The 18202-nt window shown below is 55.7% G+C and carries 20 protein-coding genes and 1 riboswitch; of the genes, 5 read left to right on the top strand and 15 right to left on the bottom strand.

Annotated features, from left to right (window positions below):
- Positions 1-84 precede the first annotated feature (84 nt).
- The 4 genes from FPZ49_RS00330 to FPZ49_RS00315 all read right to left on the bottom strand — a co-directional run bounded on the left by FPZ49_RS00330 (position 85) and on the right by FPZ49_RS00315 (position 4141).
- Positions 85-1113, bottom strand: a complete 1029-nt coding sequence (locus FPZ49_RS00330; protein WP_144842361.1) for an ABC transporter ATP-binding protein — start codon at positions 1111-1113, stop codon at positions 85-87.
- Between the two features lie 27 nt (positions 1114-1140).
- On the bottom strand, positions 1141-1965 hold the full coding sequence (locus FPZ49_RS00325; RefSeq protein WP_144842360.1) for an ABC transporter permease: 825 nt from the start codon (positions 1963-1965) through the stop codon (positions 1141-1143).
- Positions 1966-2214: 249 nt separating this feature from the next.
- Positions 2215-2679: an MEKHLA domain-containing protein gene (locus tag FPZ49_RS00320; protein WP_144842359.1), complete on the bottom strand. Its 465-nt coding sequence runs from the start codon at positions 2677-2679 to the stop codon at positions 2215-2217.
- 190 nt (positions 2680-2869) lie between these two features.
- Positions 2870-4141: an MFS transporter gene (locus tag FPZ49_RS00315; protein ID WP_144842358.1), complete on the bottom strand. Its 1272-nt coding sequence runs from the start codon at positions 4139-4141 to the stop codon at positions 2870-2872.
- 179 nt (positions 4142-4320) lie between these two features.
- Here FPZ49_RS00315 and FPZ49_RS00310 point away from each other — a divergent pair, with 179 nt between their 5' ends.
- Positions 4321-4707: a hypothetical protein gene (locus FPZ49_RS00310; RefSeq protein ID WP_144842357.1), complete on the top strand. Its 387-nt coding sequence runs from the start codon at positions 4321-4323 to the stop codon at positions 4705-4707.
- Positions 4708-4865: 158 nt separating this feature from the next.
- Here FPZ49_RS00310 and FPZ49_RS00305 read toward each other — a convergent pair whose 3' ends face one another.
- The 3 genes from FPZ49_RS00305 to FPZ49_RS00295 all read right to left on the bottom strand — a co-directional run bounded on the left by FPZ49_RS00305 (position 4866) and on the right by FPZ49_RS00295 (position 8627).
- A complete protein-coding gene (locus FPZ49_RS00305) occupies positions 4866-5792 on the bottom strand; it encodes a S66 peptidase family protein (RefSeq protein WP_144842356.1) in 927 nt (308 codons plus the stop codon).
- Between the two features lie 533 nt (positions 5793-6325).
- The gene (locus FPZ49_RS00300) at positions 6326-7588 is read right to left on the bottom strand and encodes an MFS transporter (protein ID WP_144842355.1); all 1263 of its coding nucleotides are present in this window, start codon (positions 7586-7588) and stop codon (positions 6326-6328) included.
- A 67-nt stretch (positions 7589-7655) separates the two neighbouring features.
- A complete protein-coding gene (locus FPZ49_RS00295; RefSeq protein WP_144842354.1) occupies positions 7656-8627 on the bottom strand; it encodes a DMT family transporter in 972 nt (323 codons plus the stop codon).
- Between the two features lie 160 nt (positions 8628-8787).
- Positions 8788-8938: riboswitch (FMN riboswitch) on the bottom strand.
- 150 nt (positions 8939-9088) lie between these two features.
- Here FPZ49_RS00295 and FPZ49_RS00290 point away from each other — a divergent pair.
- The 3 genes from FPZ49_RS00290 (at position 9089) to FPZ49_RS00280 (ending at position 12328) form a co-directional block, all read left to right on the top strand.
- Positions 9089-10369 carry an MFS transporter gene (locus FPZ49_RS00290; protein WP_144842353.1) on the top strand — a complete coding sequence of 427 codons (1281 nt, stop codon included), beginning with the start codon at positions 9089-9091 and terminating at the stop codon, positions 10367-10369.
- 139 nt (positions 10370-10508) lie between these two features.
- Entirely contained in the window at positions 10509-11378 is an 870-nt protein-coding gene (locus FPZ49_RS00285; RefSeq protein WP_261381174.1) for a nicotianamine synthase family protein, read from the top strand.
- Between the two features lie 155 nt (positions 11379-11533).
- Positions 11534-12328: a DeoR/GlpR family DNA-binding transcription regulator gene (locus FPZ49_RS00280; protein ID WP_186445523.1), complete on the top strand. Its 795-nt coding sequence runs from the start codon at positions 11534-11536 to the stop codon at positions 12326-12328.
- Positions 12329-12340: 12 nt separating this feature from the next.
- Here the strand turns inward: FPZ49_RS00280 and FPZ49_RS00275 are convergent, their stop codons facing one another.
- From FPZ49_RS00275 to FPZ49_RS00255, 5 genes are all read right to left on the bottom strand, one after another.
- Positions 12341-13186 (bottom strand): DMT family transporter, encoded by an 846-nt coding sequence (locus FPZ49_RS00275; protein WP_261381201.1) that lies wholly within the window; start codon positions 13184-13186, stop codon positions 12341-12343.
- A 28-nt stretch (positions 13187-13214) separates the two neighbouring features.
- Positions 13215-14033, bottom strand: a complete 819-nt coding sequence (locus tag FPZ49_RS00270; protein ID WP_144842349.1) for an alkaline phosphatase family protein — start codon at positions 14031-14033, stop codon at positions 13215-13217.
- A 200-nt stretch (positions 14034-14233) separates the two neighbouring features.
- A complete protein-coding gene (locus tag FPZ49_RS00265) occupies positions 14234-14524 on the bottom strand; it encodes a hypothetical protein (RefSeq protein WP_144842348.1) in 291 nt (96 codons plus the stop codon).
- Positions 14525-14658: 134 nt separating this feature from the next.
- Positions 14659-15228, bottom strand: coding sequence for a GNAT family N-acetyltransferase (locus FPZ49_RS00260; protein ID WP_144842347.1), 570 nt, complete (start codon positions 15226-15228; stop codon positions 14659-14661).
- 30 nt (positions 15229-15258) lie between these two features.
- On the bottom strand, positions 15259-15444 hold the full coding sequence (locus FPZ49_RS00255) for a DUF5808 domain-containing protein (RefSeq protein ID WP_144842346.1): 186 nt from the start codon (positions 15442-15444) through the stop codon (positions 15259-15261).
- Positions 15445-15827: 383 nt separating this feature from the next.
- Between FPZ49_RS00255 and FPZ49_RS00250 the strand changes: the two genes are divergently transcribed.
- Entirely contained in the window at positions 15828-16034 is a 207-nt protein-coding gene (locus FPZ49_RS00250) for a DUF2536 family protein (RefSeq protein WP_144842345.1), read from the top strand.
- 28 nt (positions 16035-16062) lie between these two features.
- Here the strand turns inward: FPZ49_RS00250 and FPZ49_RS00245 are convergent, their stop codons facing one another.
- The 3 genes from FPZ49_RS00245 to FPZ49_RS00240 form a co-directional block, all read right to left on the bottom strand.
- A complete protein-coding gene (locus tag FPZ49_RS00245) occupies positions 16063-17073 on the bottom strand; it encodes a CapA family protein (protein WP_144842344.1) in 1011 nt (336 codons plus the stop codon).
- An 88-nt stretch (positions 17074-17161) separates the two neighbouring features.
- Entirely contained in the window at positions 17162-17287 is a 126-nt protein-coding gene (locus FPZ49_RS36545; RefSeq protein WP_261381173.1) for a hypothetical protein, read from the bottom strand.
- A gap of 27 nt (positions 17288-17314) precedes the next feature.
- Complete coding sequence (locus tag FPZ49_RS00240) at positions 17315-18184, bottom strand: 3-hydroxybutyryl-CoA dehydrogenase (protein ID WP_144842343.1); 870 nt, start codon at positions 18182-18184, stop codon at positions 17315-17317.
- Positions 18185-18202: the final 18 nt, after the last annotated feature.

Here is an 18202-nt window from a genome sequence, read left to right as displayed (position 1 = left end):
TAGGTTTATTGGACCAGCTGAAGCAGCCGGCCACGCGAAGCAAATATTTCTAGGCCGACTTGTAACGCAGCTTCCGCTAGCACATTACGCGGAAGTTGCGTTGTAAGTCAGTACCTTAGAAAACAGTAACCCGACGACTTGCCCCGGCTGCAGATCCTTCACCGCATCCCGCGGCAGGAACGCCTTGAGCAAGCCGGCCTCCGTTTCAAGCGATACCTCCGCGTAATGCCCCAGAATCATCACTTGATGAATCGTCGCTTCCAATCCCTCTTCCGGCTTCACAAAAGCAATATCCTCCGGCCGGACCGCCACGGTGACGGAGCCATTCAGCTGTTCATCGTTAGCGAACTGCAGCCGCTTCACATGCACCCGATTTCCGTCCGCGTTCCCTTGGATAAAGTTCATCTTGCCGATAAACTGAGCGGCAAACAGCGTGCGCGGCCGGTCGTAAATTTCCTGCGGTGACGCCATCTGCTCGATATGGCCTGCGTTCATTACGACGATCTTATCGGAAATAGACAGCGCCTCCTCCTGATCGTGCGTAACGAACACCATCGTGAGGCCGGTAGAGGCTTGAATGTCGCGCAGCTCCTCCCGCATTTCGTGACGGAGCTTGGCATCGAGCGCAGAGAACGGCTCATCGAGCAGCAGCACCGCCGGCTCCAGCAAGAACGCCCTCGCTACTGCGATCCGCTGCTGCTGGCCGCCTGACAGCTCCCCAGGGAATTTTTTCTGAGTCCCGGGAAGCCTCACCAGGTCGAGCACGCGTTTGACCGCTTCTTCAATTTCGCTGCTGCTTTTCTTACGTATTTTCAAACCAAAGGCCAGGTTGTTGTACACATTCATATGCGGCCACAGATTGTAACCCTGGAAAACCATCCCGGTGGGGCGTTTCTCCGGAGGAAGCTGCAGAACGCTCTTCCCTTCGATCAAGATATCGCCGGCATCAGGCTCCAGAAAGCCTCCGATCGTTCGCAGAACCGTTGTTTTTCCACAGCCGGAGGGCCCAAGTAAAGTAACCAGCTCGCCCTTGTTCACCTCAAGGTTGATATTGGATACCCCTTCACCTGTTTTGTAGCGCTTGGTGAGATTTTGAACAGATAGCTGAATCATAGTGTCCTCCCTAAACGTGTCGTTCTGTTATTTCATCTGGAAGCCGCCCGACATGACATCCGCCGATACGAACCGCTGTGCTGCAAGCAGGAGGACGATCGTAGGCAGCGTCAAGATAATCGAGAAGACGGCGCCGGCCGTGCTTGGAAAGTCGGAAATAATCGAGTACATGATGACCGGCATCGTCTTGAAATCCGGGATTCCGACAAGGAACGTCCCTTGCGCTTCATCCAGCGAGTGGAGAAACGTGAAAATCGAAGCGACCGTAATGCCGGGCAGCGCCATCGGGAACGTAATGCTCCAGAAGACGCGAAACGGGCTTGCACCAACATCCCGGGCAGACTCCTCCTGTGCTTTGTGCACATTGCGGAACGCCGAGGACGGAATCCAGGTCATAAACATCAGCGTATTGACAATATGAATCAGAACCACGCCAATGAACGTATTCATGAGACCCAGCTTGAAAAATAAGACGGCGATCGAAACATATAGCCCCATCTTTGGAAACGCGTTCGTCAATAAGAACGAAAATAAAAACATGCGGCTCAGCGGAAACCGGATTCGAGCAAAGGCATACGCAGCCGGAATACAAATAAGGATTGATAAAGCGGTTACAACAGTGGCGATCAAAAAGGAAAGCCCGATCGACTTCACCACCTCGTCCTTGGAAAGCACGAACTTCCACCAGTCGAGCGACCACGATTGCGGAAGCGGCGCAGGGTACTGCCATTTCCCTGTAAACGCTAACAAAAATAAGTTTAACAAAGGACCCATGAAGAATACTGCAAAAATGACAAGAACGACAAACTCGATGATTCTACGTTTGCCCAGCGACTTGAAATACCACAGCATGTGTGTCGAATCTCCCCCTTCAGCAAATCATTAAACCGGTTTAATAATTTTCAGAAAAAATTAAGGAAAGCGTTTTCCCTGAATAATGTTGATTATGAATAATCAGCGCTGCTTTGTCAACCAGAATTTCACTTAAAATTGTTTAACTGGTAGGTTTAGCGGCGCTGATTATTTTCACCTGCATCGCGGGTAAGCGATTACTTTATTTTTATTAGCCATGACCCAAATTTATACACAGCAGCCCGGCTTTTAGCAGTATCGGAAGTCAGAAAATGTCGCAGCTTGTCCCCTGTATTGATTCTGTTCGTCGATCAAATTCCATACGGTCGCCTGCATGATGTAAAATCGGCGGCCGCTCAGCGAAATCCGGATGCCTGTGTAATTATCGACATACCCGTCCCGCGTGACGTTTTCGAAAAAGCGTGCCCGCTCCTGCCGCTCCATCGGCTCGGCTGTTAATCTCGACGGCGTGCCGGTGAACGTTTCCCACGGCATCTCCCACAGGCTTAGCGCAGCCTGATTGCCGTAGTTCAGCACTGGATCGGGCTCGGTCCCATGGGATAAAATAACGGTCGACGACTGAAACAGCTGGTCCTTCAAACTAGCATTTGGGCTCGCCTGAATGAGCGCTTTGCCCGTCCAACGCAGGAAGCTATCATAGAGCAGCCTGGCGTGATCCTCCGTCGCGCCAAGGCCTGATAATGTTTCGTTCACTTCACTCTCTCCTTTTTCTCCACCCTAATCTAACTCCAAAATAATAGAATGTGCGATTGATAGAGGCTATTCGTCGCTTCAAAACCGGCATCCGAACGTACTATATAGTGTAGGTCACCGCCAACACCTACACCCCTTTCATACTCGACGGAGCGTCTGACGCCCCGTCCTTTTTTTGCCCGATTAACGATTACGCCTGAGCTTGACGGACCGCCTCTCTCGCCCGCCGAATCAGCACCGCCATCAGCGCGGCGATCAGGCAGACGAGACCGGATACAACGAACGGGATCGTATAGCTCCCCAGCCAATCCCGCAGCAGTCCGGCCTCGTAAGCCGCCGTCGATGCCCCGACTTGATGCGCTACCACGATCCAGCCAAACACCATGCCTGCACGCTCCTTGCCCGCGGACTCAGCCGACAGCTTGGCGGTAGGCGGAACCGTGGCGATCCAGTCGAGCCCATAGAACACCGCGAACAGCACCAGCTGCCAGGAGCCCAGCCCCAGTGCCTGCGGCAAATAGATGAGCGAGAGTCCGCGCAGCCCGTAGTACCAAAAGAGCAGCCACCGACTGTCGAACCGGTCGGATAACCAGCCCGACACTGTCGTGCCGACCAGGTCGAAGATCCCCATCAGCGCGAGCAGTCCTGCGGCGGTCACCTCGGGAATGCCATAGTCTCCACAGGCGGGGATCAGGTGGGTGCCGATCAGCCCATTCGTCGAGAAGCCGCAGAAAAAGAAGGTGCCGGCGAGCAGCCAGAACGTACCGCTCGAGCTAGCCGAACGAAGGGCTCGCAGCGGCTCCAGAAACAGATTGCCCTGAAACCTCGACGGCTTCACCGGCTCCGTCTCTCCATAAGGCGCTGCGCCGATATCGTAGGGATGATTGCGCATCCACAGCGCCACGATCGGAATCAGCAGCACCAGCGCGGCCACCGCCGTATAGATCGCGGTTTTCCAGCCGGAGCTTACGGTAATCTTGGCCAGCATCGGGAGAAACAGCAGCTGTCCGGTCGCGGCGCTGGCGGTCAGCACGCCAACCACAAGCCCTCTACGCTGGGTAAACCAGCGGCCCGCCACCGTCACGCCCAGCACGTTCGCCAGCGTCCCGGAGCCGAGGCCGGCCACGACGCCCCACAGCAGGTCGAACTGCAAGAGGCTGGTCATCAGCGGCGTCAGCGATAGGCTTACGGCAAGCAGGACCAGCGCTCCCACCATGATTTTGCGGACGCCGAACCGCTGCATTAAAGCTGCTGAGAACGGCCCCATCAACCCGTACAGAAAAATATTGATCGAAACGACCGAGGACACATCCGCACGGCTCCATCCGAATTCTTTTTCGAAGGGAAGCATGAGAATGCTCGGAATCGAGCGGATTCCCGCAGCCACCAGCAGGGTCAAAAAGGTAATCAGAACGACAATCCATCCGTAATGCAGTCTCGGCCGCAGCCCATCCGACTTCATCCTATGTATCACTCCAGTACAGACACTATAAATTCCTGTGCCATAGTTATCCTTTTATCATACACCCGCAAGCCTGGAGCCTCAATATGCAGCAAAGCCTGCAACGGAACCCGATTCGTTACGTACAATGTACTATAGCAATCGTTATATCCACATTGATTGGGAAAAGAGGATCTACCATGAATCCGAAACGCATCCTTATGATCGGCACGATGGCCATTGCCTTCACCGTCGGACTGGAGCTGACCGCCGATAAAACCACAGCGCAAGCCGCCTTACGGCCAACCCAGGATATTTCGGCCGCCGTCCCTCAAGATGATTTTCTGCACGCCCTCGGAGCCTCTTCGGAGCAAGAGGTGTATGAAGCGTTATACAACGGCCGTACGCTGGCGGACATCGCCATAACCAACCAAGCCGACGTGAGCGGGATCATTGCGCTGCAAAGCGCGGAATTGCTGGGGCAGCTGGAGGAACGGCTGAAGAGCGGGAGTCTGACCAGAGCGCAATATGAAGCGCAGAAACGCGAGGTCACCGAAATTATTACTCACAGCGTCTGGGGCACTTGAGCAGAAAAGGCAGCTGTCACCCGTTTCCATTTTTTGTAATCAAACTGCAATCCAATTTCCATCATTTCTTAATGGAGCAGGTCTATAATAAATCTTGACCCTCCTTTTAATATATTTGTCTCCGGCCCACAGCCCGCTGCTTGTGGGTCCTTTTTTGTTTACACGTTGCTCACGGTGGGCTCCAGCACGGTTAACGTCGTATTGTACGTATTCAGATTGACACGGGCTCCGATCGGAATCGCGGCTTTGTAATAGCCGTGGGCCGAGGTCAAATTCGTCAGCAGAGGCTTCCCCAGCGGAACGACGAACTCGGTAATCAGGTTCTCATAGGACTTGCCGTAAGCCGCCGCGCAGTTGGTGCATTCGCCCATAATGATGCCGAGGCAATCCTGGAATTTCCCCGCCAGCTTCAGGTGGTTGAGCAGCCGGTAGACCGTGTTGATCGGTTCGTGCGTTTCTTCGAGCAGCAGGATTTTGCCCCTTGTGTTGATCTCGTAGGGTGTCCCCAGCGTATCTACAAAGGACGTCAGATTGCCTCCGACGATCGTCCCGGTCACGTTGCCCGGCACTTTGCTGACGAGCGGCAGCCCAGGCGGGTTCATAATTTGCCGATAGGCGTTCAGGGTCGAGGTGGCCGCAAAAAACTGATCGTAATTGTACGCCGGCGTACTTGGGGTAAAGTCGAGCAGAAGCAGGCTCTGGAACGTAATGAGGTTGGAAAATTGGTAAAGGACATTGAGCAGCACCGTAATGTCGCTGTAGCCGGAGATGATTTTGGGGTTGTTGTAAATCGTGACAAAGTCGAGGTATGGCAAAATCCCGGCCACCCCCACCCCGCCCCGGGCAGGCAAAATCAGCTTCACCTGATCGTTCTCGAACATTTGCATGAGGTCCGCGGCACGCTGCTGATCGGTTCCTCCGAGGAAGCCGTTCGCGGCATACGCATACTGACCTACGATGACGCTGAAGCCCATGCTCTCCAGCACCTTGATGTTGGCATTGATCACATCGGTTCCGAGCGGGCTGCCGAGCGTAACAATTCCTATCGTATCGCCTGGTTTTAGAATCGGCGGTCGAATGGCCATAAGCTTTCCCTTCCTTCCGAACAAGCCGGCCTGGCTTCGCAATTGAATCATTACCCAGTATATGGATTACTTTGGTCATCGATCACTTAAGAAACCTAAAGCGGCTTTTCCGCTTACCCGGCGCTCGGGGCGGTCCGCTCGCGCTCTAGAGCGGCTTTTCCGCTTTACCCGGCGTTCGGGGCGGTCCGCTCGCGCTCTAGAGCGGCTTTTCCGCTTTACCCGGCGCTCGGGGCGGTCCGCTCGCGCTCTAGAGCGGCTTTTCCGCTTTACCCGGTGCTCGGGGCGGTCCGCTCGCGCTCTAGAGCGGCTTTTCCGCTTTACCCGGCGCTCGGGGCGGTCCGCTCGCGCTCTAGAGCGGCTTTTCCGCTTTACCCGGCGCTCGGGGCGGTCCGCTCGCGCTCTAGAGCGGCTTTTCCGCTTTACCCGGCGCTCGGGGCGGTCTCCTCACAAGGCAAATAAGCTACTAAAAAAGCCCTTCTCCGAAGGGCTCAATGGATCCCCCAGACAAGAGCTTTTCATCATAGCTTCATGCTTCACGCCTCTTCCGCCGCTCGAAAGCGGTCTTTCCCGAAAAAGACATAGAACAAGATCGAAATGATCGTGTACACCACGGCCGTTATACTGAACGCATAGGCATAGCCGTAATAGGAGCCGTAATGGGCAACCAATCCCGTGCTGATCGGCGATGCGATAAACCAGCCGAGGTTGAACATCGCCTCCCCCGAGCTGGAAGCTAGCCCGCGCAGGGAACGGTCGACGTATTTCATTTTGATCGTGTTGTAGAACGGGTTGGCCGCATTCATTAACGCCTGGCGGAATAAGTACCCGGCGCTCGCGGTGTAGAAATTCGTGGTATAAGCGGTCAGCAGCAGAAAAGGAATCGAGCTGAGTTGCAGCACTGCAACGGCTTTCGCTTCTCCAATTCTGCGCGTGATGGCCGGTCCGAGCAGGTACGCCAGCGCCGTGGCGCCCTGTCCGAGCGAAACGACGATACCGATCAGCGTCTTGGATACGGCGAAGCGATCCTGGAAATAGACGTTCAGGTACGGCACAACCATACCTCCGGCAGAGGCGGACAGCAGGCTGAGAAAAGCGAACAGCGCAATGATCTGCAGCGACGCCCGGTGGTGCTGGATTGCTTCCCTCCACCCTGTCGTTTGGCCTCCCTGCTGCGCCTGCCCTTCTTCGGCAGAGTACATCAGCACAGGGAACAAGCCAAGCGCCGCGATGCCCATGCCGATCAGCAGCGTAATTCGGAGGCTCACCACCTCCTGCAAGCCGAACAGCGCCTCCATCGCATCGCTAAGCGACCCGCCGAGCACATTGCCGATGACGCTCGCGAGCATGACCAGCGCCAGATTGAGGCTGAACATATGCACCCGTTGCTGCGGGGTGGAGTTGTTGGCCATAAACGGGATGACCGTCGCGGACACCACCGCCTGCGACATGCCGCCAAGGAACGCGGTGAGGATCAGCCCTTGCTGTGCTTCGATTAAGGCGCGGGCCGTCAAGGCCGCCACGACAAAAAACACGCCGATCGAGACGAGCCGCTTCGGCCCGAACCGATCGTTCAGCATGCCTGCGGGCATCAAAATGATCGCCGACGCGATGGCCGTCATGCCGACCAGCTGCCCGACCATCGTCTGATCGTATCCCAGCGCCCTCACGTACAAATTGTAGACGAGCCCGAACATCCCGAGCCCCGTATTCCATAAAAAGTTAAAAACGAAAAAAAGACGAATATTGCGGCTGTAATCTAGTATTTGGTTTTTCCATTCGCGTAGTAAGGTAGCCATAGGTTATAGAGTAACCGATTTACGCGGGAAGGGAAAGCATCTATTTTACCGTTGTCTAATTACTTACTTATTGCCGGCTTTGGCGCGAGAGGCTGTAAAGTGCCACCCAGATCAAAATAAAGCCGGTCAGCTGAGGCACCGTAATGGTCTGACCGAAGGTGAGCCAGTTGATCAGCACACCTACCGTCGGGAACGACAGCTCCGCCAGCGTTGCATACGAAGCCTTGGTGTTGGATAAGCCGCGGTAGTACAAGAGCAAGCTGAGCAGCCCCGGCAAAAAAGCTTGCAGCACGAGGTTGCCCGTCACCGCAATCCAGTGGATCGATCCGCCTGCCGTCGAAGGCCATCCTGCTCCTTCCGTCCAAGCGATGGCAAACAGCAGCGGGAGCGCGAGCACAAACCGCAGCGACGTCACCGTCTCAAACCGGAGCTGATCGAGCGCGAAGCGCCCCATCACCGTCGAGCCGCCCCACAGGGCTGCTGCTCCCAGCGACAGCAGACCGCTCAGCGCCGCCACCTCGGCGAGCTGGCCGACCGGCAGCGTCCAGCCAAAGGTCAGCAGGTACGTCCCCAGCAGCGCCACGATCAGCAAGATGGGGAACCGTTTGGACATCCGCTCCTTCAATATGATCCGCGCCATCAGAATGGCGAACAGCGGCTGAACCTTTTGCAGCAGCAGGACGGTGTTCGGATTGCCGTGGGCAAATGCGGAGGTGAACAAGATGGTCGCGACCGCCGAGCCGCCCCAGGAAATGAACAGCAGTGCGGCGATATGGCGGATCGTAAGGCCTTTCAGCTCTGATCGATGGAGCCACAGCACCGGAACGGCGTAGAGCATCAGGAGCAGATGCTCCAGCAGTACGATCTGGGCCGAGGTAAACGACTTGAGCAGCAGGATGCGAAACAGCGGATCGACGCCCCATAAAGCGGCTCCCAAGACGACTAGCCAGACGCCGCCCCGGATGCTTTTGCTCGTGCTCGCTTCGCGTCGGCCTTTCTCAAATGTGGTTTGCAGGTGAATCCGTGATGTTTTTTCCATATTCAACAACCTTTCATCGGTTTTTGAATAGGACCCTTCGAAAGAAGACATGCCCCGCTATCTTGGAAGATAACGGGGCATGTTCAAACAACCCTGGGACCGGAGCGATTTTTCTGGGGAACGAGCCCCCAAAAGCAAACGATCCAGCGCCATGGCTGCGATTGACCTTCTCCCATCCGGACTATACCGTCGGCCTTGGAATTGCACCAAGTCAGTCACCGCCTGCCTACTGGCAAACGGAGAGTCGCGGGCTCAGGTTCACGGGAACCTTTACCGCCGGTCGGGAATTGCACCCTGCCCCGAAGGTCCGTATTCAATTAGAGTGCATATTACCACGCGGTACTTGTGCTAGGCAAGTGTTTTTTGGACCGAAATCGGGATAAAATTGTGCAGCCACCTCACCAGCATTGTGTGCTATACTTTCTAAAACCAAATCATCTGGAAGCGGAGGAAGAAATTGCATGCAAACGCAAACGAAGGTCGCTGCACCCGCAGCAGGCGCGGGGCTCGCACACAACAGCACGGTTTTCGGCATTTTGATCGCCGTCAGTCTGGTGCATCTGCTCAACGATACGATTCAGTCCGTCGTCCCCGCCATCTTCCCTATCGTCAAAGAATCCCTGTCCCTTACGTATACGCAGCTCGGGCTCATCGCCTTCGCGCTGAATGCCACCGCCTCGGTGCTGCAGCCTGCCATCGGGCTGTACAGTGACCGAAAGCCGCAGCCGTATTTGCTGCCGCTCGGCGTTGTGGCCACGCTGATCGGCGTGCTTGGACTCGCCTTCGCGTCGGGCTTCTACTCGATCCTCGCCTCGGTCGTGCTGGTCGGGATCGGCTCTTCGGTCTTCCATCCCGAGTCAGCCAAGGTTGCTTATTTGGCGGCGGGAGCCCGCAGAGGGCTGGCGCAGGGGATTTTCCAAGTCGGCGGCAATGCCGGGCAGGCGCTCGCGCCGATCATGACCGCGCTGATCTTTGTGCCGCTCGGGCAGCCCGGCATTCTGTGGTTCACGATTCTGGCTGCCGCGGCCATCGTGATTCAGCTGTTCACCGCGCGGTGGTACAGCGGCAGGCTGCACTCGGGTGCGGTGAAGAAGCGAGGGAGCCGCAGCGGTGCGGCGCTGCCTGCCGCTCATCGGCGGAAGGTCGGGTTTGCGCTATCCGTGCTCATGATGATTCTAACGTCCAAAATGGCGTATTTAGCCGGGATCACGAGCTTCTATGCGTTTTATCTCATGGATCGGTTTCAGCTGTCCGTTCAGGAAGCGCAATTGTGCGTGTTCGCTTTCCTGGCTGCTGGGGCTGCCGGTACGTTCTTCGGGGGACCGCTGGCCGATCGTTGGGGACGCCGGAACGTGATCTGGTTCTCGATTCTCGGTGCGCTGCCTTTTGCCTTCCTTCTGCCTTATGTGAACTTTACGACTAGCATTGTCTTTTGCATCATCATCGGCTTTACGATTATGTCCAGCGGCTCCGTGAATGTCGTCTACGCGCAGGAACTGCTTCCCGGCCATATCGGCACAGTCTCAGGCCTTTTCTTCGGACTCGCTTTCGGCGCCGGAGGCCTGGGGGCGGCTGCGCTCGGGGCGCTGGCCGACTCGTCGAGCATCGACTTTGTCATTAAGCTCTGCGCGCTGCTGCCGCTGATCGGCCTGCTCGCGATTTTCCTTCCGGCCGACCGGAAGCTTAAAGCCTGGGCTCTGGAGGCGGAGCAGCGGGAAGCGGCAGCGGTTAAGACGGAGTGAACCCGGTTCGGTTTGGTGGATCTAAAGCGATATGGACGCCTTAAGCTCTCCCCTCCCGTGTCTAAAACGCGCGCCTGTCGAATATATTGGGGTACACGCGCCTGCGTTGGAAACACAACGGATCGGAGGTATACCGTCCTTGGAATACGCTGCTACTGATGCCGCCCTGCTCAGCCAGTCGGCACCGTCTGTACGGATATCGGAGCTGATCGCATTGGTCAAGCAAACCTACGCGCTTCTTCATCAGGAGTCTGATTTAACCCCGAGTAACCCCCTCATCGCGGAAGCGGTATCCACGCTGTCCCGGTTGGTAACCCAGACCTACTCACCGGATGAGGTACAACGGGTCTTGAAGGATACTACGATCGCGCCGCTGCGTGCCGGACTGCTTGCCAAATTGTCGGAAGCCGAGTGCCTAATGGAGCTGTTCGATTCCCGCCGTCTGCACGATCAGCATGACCTCAGCCTGGCGGAGCTTCGCCGGTATCCGAACTGGGATCGGTATGAAGCCCTCGTCGGCGCCGAGCTGGAGCTGTTGGCTAGGCTGCGACGAGCGGGTGATGCGGAGCGGCCGATCGTGTTTGTCGGCAGCGGTCCGGTCCCACTAAGCGCTGTAATTTTGCATCTGCAGGAGAAGGTCCCGGTCGTCTGCGTGGATGTGGATCCCGCGGCGTGCGAGTCGGCGCGGTTATTGCTCGAGCGGGTCGGTCTCGGCGAAGCCATTCGCGTGAGTCAAGGCGATGGCGCCGACTTCGACTATGCGCCGTTTCGGCACGTGTTTGTCGCCAGCTTGGTCACCCGCAAGACTCACGTGCTGGCGCAAATTCGACGCACACGGGCCGACGCGTTGGTCGCCGTTCGTACTGCCGCAGGCATGCGACAATTGATGTACGAGGCGGTCGACGAACAGGCCATGGCTTTCGCCGGCTGGCGCCTGTTGGGCAGATCCTCCCCGCGGGAGCGCCAAGTGATCAACTCCACGTTGTTTTACCGGCTGGAGCATATTTGAAAAGGCAAAGGAGCCTCCGGTTTGATTCTTGATCCGGAAGGCTCCTTTCTTTTGCACAATTGCATTCCTTTGGAGCACCCGAGATGTGAGGGGAATACGAATCATTCCCCGTTTATGCTATGATCATACCAATGGAATGGGAAGGAGAGGGGCCAGTGTCGCTCGTCGGAGAAGAACGCAAACAGCAAATTATAGAGCTTTTAGCCGCCAAGGGGAAGGTTACATCGACCGAGCTGGTTCAGCTGTTCGATGTTTCGAAGGAATCGGTTCGAAGATATTTGGACGAGCTCGAAAGCGAAGGCAAGCTGAGAAAGGTATATGGCGGAGCCGTTAAGCTGGTGGGGCATAAAGAGCCTCCTCACCTGGAGCGGATCATGCTGTACAGGGAAGAGAAGCATAGGATCGGCCAGTACGCAGCTGCGCTGGTGCAGGACGGCGAGGTGCTGTTTTTGGACGAGGGCACAACCGCTTTGGCCGTCATCGAGCATTTGAATCAATGCAGCTTGACCGTGCTGACAAACTCCATCCCTGCCGCCACTCTGCTTATCGATCGCTTGAACCAGGGTCAGTTCGACGGACGCGTCGTGATGCTCGGTGGTGAAATTAATGCGAAGCACGCCCGGTGTTCAGACTCCGTGACGGAGTCGCTGCTCGAACGCTATTACGTAGACAAGGCGTTCATCTCCGTCGACGGTCTGCAAGCCGAGGCCGGCTTGACCTGTCTAGATGACGGCAAAGCAGCGGTGTCCCGCAAAGCGATCGAACACGCCGCCGAGACGATTGTCGTCAGCGATAGCTCGAAGCTGGGACTGCGCCACCCGTACCGTATATCTCCGCTGCAGCGTAACTGGCACATCGTATGCGATCAAGCGCCTCCTGCGGACTGGATTGCGATGCTTGAGCAGTCTGGCATCACATGGCTTACCGCTGGGCACCCCGATCCGGAGTAAAGCGTCCCCCAGCTATCCAAATAGGCTAATGATGACTATTGCTGTAGCGATCGTAGCTGAAGAAATGATTCGCCGAATCCCCTGCTTTTCACGCAGCACCACCACACCGAGGAATGTCGCAAACACCGTTCCGATCTCCCGAATCGGTGAAATATGGGCCATAGGTGCCAAATTCATCGCAAGCAAGAACAAGAAGTATGAACCTGGTGATAGCGCGGAGCCGAGCAGTACGATTGGCCAGTTGGCCCGAACTTCCGGTATCCATTGTTTTTTGGAGGCTATCACTCTCGGTGTTAACGCCAACAGAAAGCCTAGATTGCTAGCTCCCAGAAGATTAAGCGGGCTCCAATATTGAAGGTTAAGCTTATCGACAAACACATAGCTCGTCGTGCACAGCCCCACAGCGAACGCCACCAGCAGCGGCTGGACTGAGAACGCCTGCTTCTTTTGTACCGACCACCCACTTAGGATAAAAAAGCTGACGATCATCCCGCACAGCCCGATCCAGCCCCAAACTGACAGCGATTCGCCAAGCCAAGATACACCGATGACCGGAACCAGCAGTGTCGCTGTTCCCCGCATAATCGGATACAGCTGGGACAAGTCTCCCAAGCGGTAGGCTCTCGTGAGCAGAAGTCCGTAAATACCCTGCAGCAGCATCGATAGTCCCAGCAGCGCGTAAGCGTTCCAAGGGAGCTCCGTCGTCGTGGCGAACGTCTGCACAAATGGAGGGACTAGAATGATTTCCGAAGGGATCAGAATAGCCCATAGAAATGCCTCTTTATTTAAGCTCCGCTTGGCAAACAGGTTCCACACGGCATGCGTCAGGCCTGAAATAACGACAAGTAAAACGGCCATAACTATCACTTTTTACCAGCTCCGCGTCTTAAATGGAATTGAATAGTCCTGCCGGAAGCTTTGCCTCCCAAGCTGCGGGCGCAGCCACCCCTAATGCATGAGCGACAACGGCGGCCGTATCGGTAATGGTTATGCCCCGAACCCTGGTGCCGGGCGCGATGCCGGGACCGGCGCAGCCCCAGAAAATCGTTTTATCCAGCGGATGGTCGGTGCCATGGCCGTGCGTATCCTCACCGCCCCCGCCATGGTCGGAGACCGTGATGATCAGGCTGTCTTCCAGAAGCCCCGCTTTTTCAATCGCATCCACAATGATTCCCGTGTGCTCATCCGTCTCCTCAATGACGCGGAGCTGCTCCGGCGTATTGTACCCGTGGCGGTGTCCGGCAGCGTCGGGTAAGTCAAAGTCGATAAACATGAGCAGCACATCCGGATGCTCCCCAATATACGAGGCTGCGGCGTACGCTAGCTCCCGATCGGGCATGGATACTTTGCGGACTCCAATCGACGGCTCGATAATCCCGTAATTGATGGGCTCCCAGGCGCTGAACGCAGCCAGCTTGGCATCGGGATACGCCTCTCTTGCCACACGAAAGACAGAAGGGTACGAAGAATCGCTGGGAAATGTCCTTTCTGCCGCAATATCATTGGTCAGCCCATGTTTGACCGGACTAACGCCATGCAATAGCGCTCCCCAGCATTGTGCGCTGATCGTCGGCGACGCAGTCTGAGCATCGAAGGCGATCGCTCCTCTCTGAATCAAGCGGTCCAACACCGGCGTATGCGCGCCGCGAACAAAATTGCCTGCTCCATCCCAACCAATAATGAACACCCGATTGCACTGGTTCATGTGCACTCTCCCCTTAGCGTCATGATCTCCCACATCCTCATCATAATGCAAAGCTTTACAATTAATCAACAACAAAGCAACTAAATACAACAAAAAGCAAGTAATGACAAATCATCTTTATAGATCATGATCCACCTTAAGGTAAAATAAAAGCACCACCCTTGTCCGGGCGGTGCGTTGGAGATGTTAAACTATTAATATTAGGTCCCCGTCTGCGGCAGAAGAACATTGATTTCTTTGGGCGGGATGGCAGGGATGGCGGGAATGGCTGCACGGGCGGTTTCGAGCTCACGGGTGCAGTCGACATAGAACGGGTAAGCCAGCGGTTTTTCTTCGACGGCTTCCGCCGCTTCTACCGCCTCTGATTGCATAGGGTCATGGCCAAACTGGACGATTCTGCCGCTTCTTCTCATCACGTCAATGCACAGTGCCAACATAAATCCGATTAATACTGCCACCATCACATAGATTATGATCGCTTGAGTCATCATAGATAGTCCTCCTATGAATCTATTCTTTAGTTAATAGATTAACAAGGAATCGATGAAAAAGCGCTCGAATGCTGTTGTCATCCCGTGACTTTTATTGTTGAGAGCTTCAAATTTGGAATATGGTGGCGAAAAGCTTAAATCAAATGCTGAATCAACGGCAGAGCCTGCCTAGTCTGATTGGCATATCCACCTGGCTCAGGCTCATCCAGCTCCAGCTCAAATCCCGCCCAGCGGTACAGCTTAATCGCCTTGTGGCTCCACGTCTGTGTCGGGATGTACATGACGCAGTCCCCCTCCAGCTCGATCATCCGGCGAACGCCCTCCGCGATGAGCGCCTTGCCGATGCCCAGCCCTTGATACTCCGGCTTCACGGCGACCCAGTGCATAAACGGATGGCGCCGCATTCCCGTATAATTCCACCATGCAGTAAAGGTAGCGATCTTCTCGCCGTCGTCCTTTTGCACAAACATGGTTCTTCGCGTCACTTCGGTCCGATAGGGAGCAAATTTCGATCGAAAATAGTCGACTGCGACTTCGACACGTTCGAACTCCTGCACCGAAGTCTCGATCTCGCCCCACGCTTCTTCGTCTCCATCCTGATAGGTCACGATGCTATACCCCTGCGGCAGAAATGCGTTGGGCACGGGAGTATCCGGTGTACGCTTCAGGATGACGCGGTAATGTGCAATGCTTTTATCCAGCATGGTGTGGACCTTCCTTTCTATGTATAGGGTTTATTTCCCAACCGCTTTCACAACCACAATAGCTGCAACGATGACCAAAATCACAAGCCAGCTCGCCGGGTGAGCAAAGTTGACCGTCCAGCCCAGGCCGAGCCGTTTGGGGACGAAGATCGACTTGTTGTCCGGGTTGTAGTAAAAAATGCCCCATTTCCAAGGATTGCGCTGCTGCTCGCCCATCGGAACCGCCTCCTGAAGTACACTTAGTTACCATCAGCATAGTCGATCATGGCAAAAAAAGCCACCTCCTCCCGAAGCGACTTTCTTCCGCCCCATGGGACTAAATGAACCTAGTGACATGAGCACTGGAACAGCTGAGGAAACTGCTGAATGATCGCATTCGAAATAGCGTCGTCCACATCAGCGCTTCGGCTTCGATTTTGTCGTAAATGTTGACCCCGGACTGGAAATCCTTCACTGCAGCTCGGCTTGGCTGATACAGTGCCCGGACCTTGTCGAAGCGAATGGCCAACTGGTATCATAGGGTCGTATACGGAATTGCCCACGTTGAAAAAGGATACATACCGACGACCCTACACCACCTATGTAAAGGATGCGATCCCATGGACTTTTTGCTGGATAAAATCGAAACGAAGATTGAGTGCTTTCAGGAGTATGACTTCAAGCTGCTGGAGCAAAAAATCGAAGAACAAATCAACAACAACAAAGCGCTGCTGCTGGATGTGCATGCCGTGCAGCACCACGTCACCTTTGATCCGAACCGTAACAAAATGCTGTACACCGCAGTCGTTCACTTCAAGCTCAAATAAGGCAGAGGATGCGTTCCCCTGCCTTGGTTCATCCGCCTAGCAGCTTCGCCGTGCGCCTCAGCATTTGTTTCATCAGCTGCTGCTCCTCGGAAGACAACTGCAGCTCCTTTTGCTCCGATGTATTGGGGATGACTTGGGTTTGAGCTTGCCCCGGCTGGACGCTGCGATTCCGGTGCACCCAAGTAGGCACGTAGCTCACGCTTTGGATGGACACCTTGCCCTTGCGGGGCTTGCTCACCTTGACGTTCAGGATGATGCCGCTCTGGGTGTGGGGGTTATTTTTGAGCCGGGTGGACACGAAATTCCCTAAGGAATAGATGGCCAGATGACGTTTCCCCCGCACCGCCGACGTTTGCAGCACATGCGGATGCGAGCCGAGAATAATGTGCGCCCCCTTGCGGAACAGCAGGCTCACGAGCCGTTTTTGCCCTGCCGTAGGATGGTAAAAGTATTCCGAGCCAAAATGCAAGCATACGACGATCAGATCTGTCTTCGCCTTCAGCTTCTGCAGATCGCGGACGATGCGGCGGGGGGCAATCCGGTTCACCATCCATGGCTTGCCTGCGGGGTCGGGAATGCGATTGGTCCCCTTCGTATACGATAAAATGCCGACGCGGATGCCTTGAACATCCCGAATTAAATAAGATCTCGACTCCTTGAGGGAACGAAATGTTCCAGTATGGGCAAGCCCGTTCTGATCCAGAATGTCCAGCGTCCGTACCAGCCCCTTCACTCCGGTATCGAGGCTATGGTTGTTCGCGGTCGTCAGCACGTCAAAACCGGCTTTCTTCAGTGCATGCGCGAACTCATCGGGGCAGCTGAACAGGGGACCGGCCGATTTTCGCTTACGGTGTGTGCCTGAGTCTGAGCCTGCAAAAGTCGTCTCCAGATTGCCGATCGTTAAATCCGCCCGTTTCAAAAACGGCGCCACCTCGCTAAACAGACGGTCAAACGAATACCCGTCAGGCAGCCGGGCCTCCGAGATGAGATGCAGCTTTACCATGAGATCCCCAACCGCGGCGATCCGAATTTCCGGCATGTGCAGCCCCCCTCAGGGAGTTCTTTTTCTACACTATACGAAAATCGTCCGGCATCCGCCCTGGGTGATTCACCTAAATTCCGCCCCTTCACTTCTCCCGCAGCCTGCTCCAATAATACACCCTCGGTAGATGAAAATGAGACAGATACTCATTCACCAAGCTGAAGCCGATAAACGTCACCATCTGCCAATCGACCTGCTTCCACGTTTCCATCTCGTCCCCCCTTTTTGGTCAACTCACTCACCCGTCGTACCTGTAAAAGCCCTGACCGGTCTTGCGGCCCAAGCGTCCGGCCTTCACATACTTGCGCAGCAGCGGACATGGACGGTATTTCGGATCCTTGAAGCCCTCGTACAAAATGTCCATGATCGACAAGCACGTGTCCAGCCCGATAAAATCCGCTAGCTCCAGCGGTCCCATCGGATGGTTCATCCCCAGCTTCATCACTTGATCGACGGCCTCCGCCGTTGCGACCCCCTCGTACACGGTGTACACCGCCTCGTTAATCATGGGCATCAGGATCCGGTTCGAAACAAAGCCGGGAAAATCGTTCACCTCCACCGGTGTTTTGCCCATGTGCATGGCCAGCGCACGCACCGCCTCGAACACGTCCTGCGACGTTTCCAGACCGCGGATGACCTCCACCAAAGGCATAACCGGCACCGGGTTCATAAAATGCATCCCGATCACCCGGGAAGGCCGCCCCGTCACAGCCGCAAGCTCGGTAATCGGAAGCGAGGACGTGTTGGAGGCGAAAATCACCTGAGGCGGGCAGATTTCCTCCAGCCGCCGCAGCAACGACGCCTTCAGCTCCAGCTGCTCGGTGACCGCCTCGATCACGAGCTCGGCCTGAGCCGCTTGCTCCAGCTGCTCTGCGGGCTGAATGCGGCTGAGAATTTCCGCTTTGCGCTCCTCGGTCAGCTTTCCCTTGTCCACGCTCCGGCTTAGCTGCTTGGTGATCGCTGCCAGGCCTTTTTGAATCGATGATGCGGATACATCGTGCAGGAGCACCGTTATGCCCGACGCGGCCGCCACCTGCGCGATGCCGCTGCCCATTTGCCCTGCGCCGATGACCATGAGCGTTTGCGGAAGATCATTTGGGCTGCTCATTTTTTTAGCTGGCCTCCT

Origin of the sequence: Paenibacillus cremeus (assembly GCF_007786445.1) — a bacterium.
GTDB lineage: Bacteria > Bacillota > Bacilli > Paenibacillales > NBRC-103111 > Paenibacillus_G > Paenibacillus_G cremeus.
The sequence above is the reverse complement of the archived record's forward strand: the minus strand, read 5'-3'. Positions and strand labels throughout refer to the sequence as shown.